This window comes from Candidatus Hepatincolaceae symbiont of Strigamia maritima, assembly GCF_055505085.1.
The window spans coordinates 1-10,753 of record NZ_DBKDTU010000117.1 but is presented as its reverse complement, the minus strand read 5'-3'; the positions used below and the strand labels follow the sequence as shown (position 1 = coordinate 10,753).

Annotated in this window: 8 protein-coding genes; 6 read left to right on the top strand and 2 right to left on the bottom strand. The window is 28.3% G+C overall.

Features of this window, described 5'->3' with window-relative positions; translation table 11 throughout:
* The first annotated feature begins 34 nt into the window (after nucleotides 1-34).
* Complete coding sequence (locus tag ACQCX0_RS02910) at nucleotides 35-1,690, top strand: DUF262 domain-containing protein (protein ID WP_462562669.1); 1,656 nt, start codon at nucleotides 35-37, stop codon at nucleotides 1,688-1,690.
* 160 nt (nucleotides 1,691-1,850) lie between these two features.
* On the opposite strand, the gene ACQCX0_RS02905 is transcribed toward ACQCX0_RS02910, so the two are convergent.
* Nucleotides 1,851-2,417 (bottom strand): site-specific integrase, encoded by a 567-nt coding sequence (locus ACQCX0_RS02905; protein ID WP_462562671.1) that lies wholly within the window; start codon nucleotides 2,415-2,417, stop codon nucleotides 1,851-1,853.
* A 72-nt stretch (nucleotides 2,418-2,489) separates the two neighbouring features.
* Nucleotides 2,490-2,990 carry an Arm DNA-binding domain-containing protein gene (locus tag ACQCX0_RS02900; RefSeq protein WP_462562668.1) on the bottom strand — a complete coding sequence of 167 codons (501 nt, stop codon included), beginning with the start codon at nucleotides 2,988-2,990 and terminating at the stop codon, nucleotides 2,490-2,492.
* 715 nt (nucleotides 2,991-3,705) lie between these two features.
* Here ACQCX0_RS02900 and ACQCX0_RS02895 point away from each other — a divergent pair.
* The 5 genes from ACQCX0_RS02895 to ACQCX0_RS02875 all read left to right on the top strand — a co-directional run.
* Nucleotides 3,706-4,437 (top strand): DUF969 domain-containing protein, encoded by a 732-nt coding sequence (locus ACQCX0_RS02895; protein WP_462562667.1) that lies wholly within the window; start codon nucleotides 3,706-3,708, stop codon nucleotides 4,435-4,437.
* A 2-nt stretch (nucleotides 4,438-4,439) separates the two neighbouring features.
* On the top strand, nucleotides 4,440-5,441 hold the full coding sequence (locus ACQCX0_RS02890) for a DUF979 domain-containing protein (protein ID WP_462562666.1): 1,002 nt from the start codon (nucleotides 4,440-4,442) through the stop codon (nucleotides 5,439-5,441).
* A gap of 12 nt (nucleotides 5,442-5,453) precedes the next feature.
* Nucleotides 5,454-6,461 (top strand): DUF2891 domain-containing protein, encoded by a 1,008-nt coding sequence (locus ACQCX0_RS02885; protein WP_462562665.1) that lies wholly within the window; start codon nucleotides 5,454-5,456, stop codon nucleotides 6,459-6,461.
* Between the two features lie 317 nt (nucleotides 6,462-6,778).
* The gene (locus ACQCX0_RS02880; protein WP_462562664.1) at nucleotides 6,779-7,153 is read left to right on the top strand and encodes a hypothetical protein; all 375 of its coding nucleotides are present in this window, start codon (nucleotides 6,779-6,781) and stop codon (nucleotides 7,151-7,153) included.
* 165 nt (nucleotides 7,154-7,318) lie between these two features.
* A partial coding sequence (locus tag ACQCX0_RS02875) for a MotA/TolQ/ExbB proton channel family protein (RefSeq protein WP_462562663.1) occupies nucleotides 7,319-10,753 on the top strand: 3,435 nt, incomplete at its 3' end.

The following is a 10,753-nucleotide window of genomic DNA, read 5'->3' as shown; positions in this document are numbered from 1 at the left end:
AAAGTATAATCAATAATAAAATAAAGGAAATAATATGGAAGCACTTAGAACCAATCTAGAATCAATAGAAGTAATTTTTCAAAAACATTATATTATTCCAGATTACCAAAGACCTTATAGTTGGGAAGAAGAACAATGTGAGCAATTATGGAATGATATTTATGATGCCTATCAAGAATATAAAAATAACATAAATAATCAATCTTATTATTTTTTAGGTAATATTGTTATATATCCCCATGAAAAACTTGGAGATAAGTATTTCAATGTTGTAGACGGACAACAAAGGCTTACATCTTTATCGCTACTAATTCGAGCTTTATTTGAAAAGAATAGAAGTTTTAAAAAATTGCAAAATCTTTTATTTGCACCAAGCCAAAAAGATCTTTCAGTGATGGATTATAAAACGCAGAAAATAAAAACATTTATTGATAAAGACAATGAAAGTTTTACAAATATAATAAGTTTAGATGAAGTCCCTGAAAAATCAAAAAATAAAAGCAAATATACTAATAACTTCTATGTTTTTTCTAATAAAATAGAGCAATATTTAAAAGGTGCTAATGCTAATGAATTTGATAATTTTATTACTTATATTATTGAAAAAGTAAAACTACTTTCTATTCAGTGCAATAACTTTGATAGTGCTTTAAATATTTTTGAAACTCTTAACAATAGAGGATTACCTCTTACTGAAAATGATATATTCAAAGCTACTCTTTATAAAAAAGCTACAAATAAGAATGAGTTTTTAACTAATTGGCAAGAATTAATAGAGTTTGAAAATAAAGAGTTTAATTATCCTAGTATGTTTTATAACTATATGTATTATATTAGAGCAGAAAATAATACTACTAATAGCCTCATTTCATTGCGTAAATTTTTCACTAAAAATAACACTGAATACTTTAATGATTATGAAAAAACTATTAATTACCTGAACAAATTTAAACAAGCACATGAATTTTTGCAGAAATTAGATGGTAAAAATAGGAATTTAATTGAATGTTTAAAAAATTACCCTAATAATAAGCCCTTTGAACCTATTTATATATTTTTAATTGAACACTTAAAAATAGAAAAGAATGAAACTTTGTTATCAGCTGTAAATCAAGATAAATTTAGCCTATTACTAAAACAAATGGTTAGATATAGTTATATAAAAGGTTTAGTATATAATAGTGTTAATAGTATTAAAAATGATATTTATAAAATTAATATAGATGTACGCCATAATAATGATTACATTAATACCATTAAAAACAGTATAGAAAAAGAAGAAATAGAAAAATCTATTGCTGAAATTCAAAAAAGCAATTTAAGAAAATATAATAAAGGTATAGTGATCTTAAACTCTACATTACACCATAATCAAAAAATATCATTAGATGAAAAGGATCAAATAGAAATAGAACATATTTTACCTAAAAAATATTACAATAATCAAGACGGGTTTATTAAAGATGAATATAGTGAAAATATTAATAGATTAGGAAATTTAGTTACTCTTGAAAAGAAACTAAATATTAAGGCTAACAATTTATCTTTTAATGATAAAAAAAGCTTTTACAATAAATCTTTCTCAGAAGAATGTAAATCTTTATGTCATATAGATAATTGGAATAAAAAAACTATTGATAAGAGGGAAGCAGCAATAATAAAAACACTATCAGAATTTTTTAATGATTAATTATCTATTATAAGATGTAAACTATAATAAACGCACTTCACATCTTATTAATATAATTATAAAAATCATTTTTCATACAATTATTTTTATTTTTTAAAGCTTCTTTGTCTGCATTCCAATTTTTTTAGATCATTTATATTCATAATAGATTCACTATATTTTAAATCATTTCTTTAATTGCAGTTTCCATAGATTTTCTTACAGGGTCTGTACTTAGTTTTGAATAAACTTCTGTTGCCTTGCTTGATTTATGCCCTAAGGACTTCCCAATTACAAGTAAACTAGAGCCTGTAATAGCTTGATAGCTTCCTAAAGTTCTTCTTAAATCATGGAGCCTTACATCTTTTAAATTAGCATTTTTTAGTATTTTATTCCATGTTTTTTTAGGATCTTGCAAATACCCATATTTACTATTTTTAGATGGGAATACATATTTACTTGTATTTTCTTGCTTACATTCATTTAATATATCAATAGCTTCTTTAACTAGAGGTATTATTAAATTCTCTCCATTTTTACTATCTTTTATATGCCATTCTTGAGTGTTAAAATTTATATCTTCCCACTTCATAGAAAGAACATTACTTTTTCTTGCACCTGTAAAAAGAGAGAGATAAATATAGTTTCTTATTAACTTATTCTCTTCTATTGCTAATGCTTGTAATAAATTTTTAAGCTCATCTTTTTGTAAAAATCTATCCCTTTGTTTTTCTTTAAATTTCTTTATTCCTAAACTTGGATTAGATCCTTTAAAAGCCCATTCTATTGCTTTGTTATAAATAGCTCTTATTCTTTCTAATCATCTATTAGCTTGATAAAGTTCGTTTTCTTTGTAAATTTTATCATGCAATTCTTTCATTTCTTGCTTTGTAATACTAGATATCTTTTTATTAAACCAAGATGATAAAAACTTATTTACCTCTCTTTCATCATAAATCCAAGACTTTTTATGAAGCTTACTATATCTTTCCATATATTTATTAAATAGCTCCTTAAAAGCAATCTCTGGTTTTAAATTTTTAGCTTTTTCATTGGGATTTTCACCCTTAAATAAATCATTTTTAAATTCTGCTACTTTGCTTCTTGCTTGCTCTACAGATATATCAAATAAAGACCCTATTTTAAATCTTTGAGGTTTTCCATTTACTTTTTTATAAAAATAAAATGTTTTAGATCCCTTTTCATAGACAATTAAGCACAAGCCTTTTTCTTTTGTATCATAATAAGAAATGCTTCCTTTGTTTGGAAGAGGAATATTTTTTAATTTTGTTTTAGTAAAATTAAAGTGTTTATCAGTCATTTGTATATTTTATTCTGCTACTATTCTGCTACTTTTTTAACAAATTTTAATAAAAATATGTTAATTTTTATAAATAGATAATACTACAAAAGTCTTGATTAGTAAAGATTTAAGAATATAAATCAATATTGGTAAATACATAGAACATGTGGTTTATAACCTGAAGGTTGTTGGTTTAAATCCAACCCCCGCAACCATTTCCTAAACAAACCCTTTCTTTTTCCTAAACCTAATCCAAACTTGTATCACTCCTCTAGTCAACAACACTGTATCAACATAATAATCCTCATAATTATTAAATCTCAAGCATTTTTTCACCATCCTCAATAAGTAATTATCATAAACTGTTAAAAAATCTTAACTAAAACTTCTATAGTTTATTATCACGTCATAACACCTTTATCAGTAACTCCTATTCTGCATATTGTATAGCTATGCTAAAGCACAAATGCTTTCCTAGTCTCACATGTTTTCACCACTGTATTTTTTTACAAAAGTCTTTAGCAAAGATAGTATCTCATTATCTAAATTTAACAGTAGTAGTCAGTGTTATTTTATCAATATATAGATTTTTATTTGATTACTTAAGGTAGTTTTGTAGGGAATAATCCGGAAAGTTTATTATCTTAGAAAATACCAAAAAATAAGCTTGATATAAGATAGTAATCTGTCATACTATCAAATTACAGTAAAATTTCTTGAGGAGGCAAGTAACATGAACTTAGGTATGGACTTAGGGACTTTTCTACCCTTGGTTGGTATTCCGGTTATTATTATTGGTTTTATTTTGCATTTTAATCCGCTATTAGTTGTGGTTAGTTCCGGAATTGTTACGGGGTTTGCGGTTGGTATGGATCTTAATCTTTTACTTGAAACCTTTGGTGAAAAATTTCTTAATAGTCGCCAACTTGCAGTTTTTATTTTAATTTTACCGGTAATTGGTTTGTTAGAACGTTATGGTCTTAAAGAACGTGCCCAAATGTGGGTTGCAGGAATATCAGGGGCAACAACTGCTCGTATTTTAATTATTTATTTTACGGTACGTGAGATTACAGCAGCGTTAGGATTAATTAGTTTAGGAGGGCAAGCCCAAACTGTACGTCCATTACTGGCACCTATGGCTGAAGGAGCAGCCCAAAATAAATACGGAAAATTACCGGATTTTATTAAAGATAAAATTCGTGCTCATGCAGCTGCCTGTGATAATGTTGCAGTGTTTTTCGGTGAGGATATCTTCATTGCTTTTGGAGCTGTTTTATTAATGGATGCTTTTTTAAAAGAAAACGGCATCAGTGGTATTGAGCCTTTACATATAGGTTTATGGGCAATCCCTACTGCAATTGTTGCCTTTATTATCCACAATATCCGTTTATTTATTTTTATGGAGAAACAAATTCAAAAAAATATTGCAGTTTTTCAGGTACAAACTAAGATAGAAGGAGAATAATCATGAATTCTCAAGCAACAACTAATTTTATTAATATTGAGAGTATTTATTACTTAATTGGGTTAGTAGTATTAATATTAGTTGTTCAAAGCCTTAGAGATAGAAATAATCCGAAGCGCTTTACCACGGCTTTATTTTGGTTTTTATTTAGTGCTACCTTTCTTTTTGCAGATAGTAGTATAATTTTCTTGGGGAAAGTCTTAACTTACAAAATTATCGGAGTTTTAGTAATTATTATGGCATTATTAGCAGGAACTAAACAATTAGCAATGGGTAGATACCAGCAAACTTCCGAGGAGGAGAGAACTAAATCTGCTAAGAAATTAGGTGGTAAAATCTTTCTACCAGCTCTACTAATTCCTCTTATTACGGTAATTTGTACAATTTTCTTGAAAGGTGTTACTATCGGAAATATTTTTATTCTTGACCAAAAATATCTAACCTTAGCAGCTTTAGTAGTTGCTTGTATCTTTTCCTTACTTTTAGGTTGGAAGTTGACAGGAGGTACTCCCTTACAGGCAGTGAATGAATCAAGACGTTTAGTTGATTCAATCGGTTGGGCGGCAATTTTACCGCAAATGCTTGCAATGTTAGGTGGCGTATTAGTAGTAGCACAAACTGGGAATTCGGTTAAACAGTTGGTTAGTTTATTAGTAAATCCGGACAATCGTTTTTTATTAGTTGTAGTTTATTGTGTTGGTATGGCAGTATTAACTATGATTATGGGGAATGCTTTTGCAGCATTTCCAATTATGACTGCAGGAATTGCCTTGCCATTTTTAATTATTGAACACGGAGCAAATCCTGCCCCTTTAGTGGCAATAGGTATGTATGCAGGATATTGCGGTACCCTGATGACTCCGATGGCAGCAAATTTTAATATTGTTCCAGCCGCATTATTAGAATTAAAAGATAAATATCTAGTAATTAAGACACAAATTCCCACTGCCCTGTTAATTCTAGTTGCTAATATTTTATTAATGTATTTCATTATTTTTCGTTAAGGAGTCTAAATTATGAAGTTAACTAAGGAACAAGTATCACATTTTGCATCACTACCTCTAAAGGGTCTCGGTTTAGAGTATCCTAATCATATTATGCACCTAATGGTTGGTCCTGAGGATGCAAAAACCCCACGCGAATTACATCCCGTATTTTACGGCTGTCTAGATTGGCATTCTGCAGTGCATGGTTTTTGGTTGTTAGTACGCTGTCTTAATGTACAATCCTCTTTGTTAGAAAAGAAGCAAATAGAAGATATGTTTAATCAGCATTTTACTGTAGCAGCTTTTGCTCAGGAAACAGCGTATTTTCAAGGGGTAGGCAGGGGTAGTTATGAACGTCCTTATGGTTGGGCTTGGGTACTTGCTTTAGCACAAGAATTAGAAATTTCTAAGCATCCTCAAGCAGGTAAATGGGCACAAACAATGCAAAGTTTGGTAACGCAAATTACTAAGGGGTTTCTTAATTTTCTGCCTTATCAAAATTATCCTATTCGGGTTGGCACTCATTATAATACTGCTTTTGCAATGATTTTAGCCTATAATTATGCTCAGCATGCTCAAGACATAGCTCTAATTAATGCTATAGAAACAGCAACCCGACAATATTACTCTAAAGATGAAAATTACCCAGCATATCTTGAACCTAACGGAGATGATTTTTTATCTGCAAGTTTATGTGAAGTATTACTTATGAGTAGAATTTTTTCTATAGAGGAGTTTATGATATGGTTTGAGAAATTTCTGCCTAATTTTAACACTCTACAAAACTTACTTAATCCTGTAAAAATTAGTGATAGGAGTGATCCGAAAATTTGTCATTTAGAGGGGCTTAATTTAAGTCGTGCATGGGCTATGCGTAGTATTGCCAAGATACTACCTGAAAGTCATCAAAGTAGAGAAACTTTATATAATAGTGCGTTATTACATTTACAAATAAGTTTGCCTTATATTGCTAGCGGGCACTATTTGGGGGGAGAGCATTGGTTGGCAACTTTTGCTATGTTAGCAGAGAGTGCTTAAGAGTAAGTTTAGATAATTTAAGAGATATAAACGCATATTCCTTCTAAGAATTATTAAAGAAATAGTACTATTAAATATTTAATGCTTATGAGGCATTAAATATATTTATAAAATAGAATTTTTTGAACCTAAAAGTATCGTATAATAATATAAGAGAAAGATTTTTGTAGTTTGATATTTTTAATAAGCATTTTTACTGTATAGTGTTTTGAATTCTAACTATTCAGTATCTAAAAAATAATGTGATACTAATTATTTATTGATTCTATTATAGTAAAATGTATACTTCTTATATAAGAATATCTTTGGAATATTTTATGGATATAAAAAAATATATTATTTACGGATTATACGGGAGTTGCATTATTGTTTTCATCATATATTTCTTTTTCATTAGGGGGGATCAAATTATAGACCAAAAAACAGCTACTGTGGTTTGTGCAAAAGTAGTATATTTAAATACTAAAGATGATTTTACAATTACTAATGTTAATTTTTTCCCAAAAAATACTTTCTTAACCTCAAAAGTAGAATTATTTATTACTTATTCTAATAATAGAAAAGAAACAGCAGACTGTACCTTTTATACTAGATATAAAAATAATGAAGTTGAATTAAAAGAAGCTATGTACGGAAATATGAACTCTGAATTAGTAATTCATGGTAAAAATATAATTAAATATAACAAATAATAGTGATATAAACGGCGATAAAATAATTAAATGTTGAAGATTTATAAAAATGTTAACTTTTAATAAATAAAATACTTGTATTTTATTGCTTAGTGTAGTATAAAATGTAATGTTAAAATGATTATTCATACATTAAAAATAAATTGGTAAAATGAGATAAGTACAATGCCTTTTAAAGTTAATTTTTTCCCCGTACCCTATATATTAAGTTTGATAGTACTCGTATCAGGAGCAACTGTATTTAATGATGTAGTTTATACCTATATGTCATCAAATATATTTATAAACGGCTTAATCATAATCTTATTTATAATATGTACCATGTGGATTTTAGGTGTAATGGCGTATTACAATCGTAGTGCTAAAATCTTAAGTAGAGCATTAAGAGGTTTTATAGATGTTAAAACTTCTAAAAAAGATAAAAAACAAATTAGGTCTTCAGCTATTATCACTGGTACTTTAATTGATACACCTATTGTTTCAAATATTATTTCTAGTATAGAAAGAAGAGGTAGGTTAGAAATTTCTAATGCTGATGTTGATTCTATTATTTATGCTATTAAAGATAACGGAGCAAGGGTATTAGGTCCTAGTAGATTTATGGCTACTATCTTTACTATGTTAGGGTTATTTGGAACTTTCTTAGGTTTGCTAGGTACAATTGATGGTGTGGCAAAAGCTTTTTCTGCATTAGCAAGCGGTGGTCTTGCAGGAGCGGATATCACAGGGTTTGTTAAATTATTTAGTGATCCTTTACAAGGTATGGCTGTAGCTTTCAGTACTTCTTTATTTGGGATGGTAGCAGCATTATTTGCTAACTTTGGAAATTACGGAGCTACCCAAAGACTTATAGTATTTACTCATAAAGTAGAAAATTATTTATTATCAAACACTGGTATTTTCGGTGAAGATCCTAATAAAATTAGTGCTAGAGATATTTTAATATCTTTAGAAGATTCTTTTGATACTCTATATGAGGGTTTAGTTGAGAGATTAGATTATGTAGGAAAATCTGTAGGAGCCATGAGTTCTGCCATAGTTAGAACACATGAAAGACAAGAAAAAGTTTTAAAAACTATAGTGGATAATTATAAAATAATTGAAAATGTTTGGTTAGATTTAGGAACATTATCTAAACAAATTATAGAAGATTTTAATAAAAGTTTTGATGAAACTGCAAGAAATCTATTAACTCCTTTTATGTCTGATGTTTTAGACGGTTTAGCTTACCAAGCAAGATTATCTGAGGAAAAAGGTAAATTATTAGAAGATATTAAAGTCGGTATAGAAAACTCTGTGTTTAGTCAGGAAAATATGCAAATATCTATGGATAATGTTTTGGCTTCTACGGTTAAACAAGCAGAGCTTGCTTTAGACATGAATAATGCTATTGGCAATGCCCTTAATACTCTTAGTGATACTAATAATATCTTAGGAGATGTTAAAGAAGAATTGGCTATACAACTTGATAGGGTAGAAGGAGTCATTTCAGGATTAAATCCTCCGTTAGATAATTTAAATATTTTATCTGATGAAATTTTACGTAATACTACCGATACAAATAATTTATTAAATAATGTTTCTAAATCTGTAGAAGTATCTAATGATATTTTAGATGCGGTAGCTATTGCAGCAGCACAAAACAACGATATCACAACTCAGATCTTGGGGGTTAATACTGATGCCAATAATATGGTAAGCGATATTGCCGTTGCTACTAAGGAGAAAGTTGATAATATCTTAGGAGCAATAACAGAAGGGAATAATCTTTCTCAAGGAGTAATAGCTACAATCTCAGATACAAATGATATTAACAGAAATATTTTAGATATTACTCATGATGCTAATCATGCTAGAATAAATATATTAAATTCTTTATCTGAAACTAACGATCTCTCTAAAGGGGTAATCTCTGCGGTATCAGATAATAACGATATTACTAGAAATATTTTAGATGTTGCCCATGATGCTAATCATGCTAGAATAAATATATTAAATTCTTTATCTGAAACTAACGATCTCTCTAAAGGGGTAATCTCTGCGGTATCAGATAATAATAATATAGCTAGTAATATTTTAGGAGTAGTAAGTGATACTAACGGAGTATCTAAGGATATCTTTAATTCAGTAAATGAAAATAATGCATTAGCTACGGGAATAATCTCTGCGGTATCAGATAATAATAATATAGCTAGTAATATTTTAGGAGTAGTAAGTGATACTAACGGAGTATCTAAGGATATCTTTAATTCAGTAAATGAAAATAATGCATTAGCTACGGGAATCATTTCTAGTATTAACGATACTAATCAACAATTAGGAAAAATGGGTAATATTCTTAATGAAAATACTGATACCTCAATTGATAATACTAATCAATTATTAAATTCTTCTAATGAAGTATTAAATTCAATGACTAATGTAAATGAGGCACTTAATAATACGAATGAATTAATTAATGAAAGAAGTAATGTTGCTCTGCAAATCTCAGTAGACACTCTGCAAGGTATCTCTAATATAGAACAAAGTACCGCTTTAATAGATAGAACTACTTCAAATATTTCCACAGAATTATTAAATGTATCTCATACTTTAAGTAATTATGTAACAAATTCTAAAGAAGAATTGTTGCTGAGTATAGATACCGTGGTATCTAATTTATTAAGTGTTTTTGTAGATTTTAGAGAAAAAATGTTATCCCATGCCAGTAATTTTGAAATTATGCCTATTACTCATGCTGTAGTAGAACAAATGCCGGCTAAATTAGATGATTTAATTGCTTTATTATCAAATGCAAATACTACTCTAGATAATGTTAATGTAGTAATGAATGAAAACACCAATATCAATTATGCTAATTCACAAAGTTTAGTAAGCGTTATAGATAATATGAATGCTTTACAGGAAATTATTTCTTCTAATAGTGATTCTTTTAGAATGAATTTAAATAATTTATTACAAGCTTTAGATACAATTAGTTCTATACAAACAGAGCAAAATAATAATATATTAGATACTATAAGTGCTGTTAATACTTCTAATATTTCCCTAGAAGAAATACAAAATAACCAGCTTAATAATAACGATGAGCTCAAAACTTTAACAGAGGTATCTAATAATATTTTTAATGAATTAAACAGTGCTAATCAAAATAATTTAGATTATTTTCAAAATGCTAAAAATTCATTAGTTGAAATTATTAACATAATTAATGAATTATCTAAACAGAATAATGAGATGATCCAAGTATCAGATGAGGTTTCTAAAGGGATTATACAATTAGGAGTACAACAATCTGGTGAAGCTAATAACCAGTTATCGGTTTTAAATACTATGTCAAATGATATTATGTTTATTTCTGATTCTCACAAAAGATTGGTAGATACTTTAAGTATGTCTGTATTGGGAGTTCTTAATGATATTGGGATGAATTTAAAATCCTCTTTTGCTAGTGTAAGTGAAATGGGGGAAGTTTTAAATGCTTCTATTGCAAGACAAGAGAATAATATTAGATCGGATGTACAATTATTAAATCAGAATTTAGTAAGTCAGCATAATAATATTTCTACTTTAATTACTAATTTTTTAAATGATTTTAAA

What these genes read in the sequence shown, in the direction of transcription:
- ACQCX0_RS02900 (WP_462562668.1), bottom strand. Translation starts at nt 2,990, where the DNA reads ATGACTGATAAACACTTTAATTTTACTAAAACAAAATTAAAAAATATT.
- ACQCX0_RS02895 (WP_462562667.1), top strand. Translation starts at nt 3,706, where the DNA reads ATGAACTTAGGTATGGACTTAGGGACTTTTCTACCCTTGGTTGGTATT.
- ACQCX0_RS02880 (WP_462562664.1), top strand. Translation starts at nt 6,779, where the DNA reads ATGGATATAAAAAAATATATTATTTACGGATTATACGGGAGTTGCATT.
- ACQCX0_RS02885 (WP_462562665.1), top strand. Translation starts at nt 5,454, where the DNA reads ATGAAGTTAACTAAGGAACAAGTATCACATTTTGCATCACTACCTCTA.
- ACQCX0_RS02890 (WP_462562666.1), top strand. Translation starts at nt 4,440, where the DNA reads ATGAATTCTCAAGCAACAACTAATTTTATTAATATTGAGAGTATTTAT.
- ACQCX0_RS02910 (WP_462562669.1), top strand. Translation starts at nt 35, where the DNA reads ATGGAAGCACTTAGAACCAATCTAGAATCAATAGAAGTAATTTTTCAA.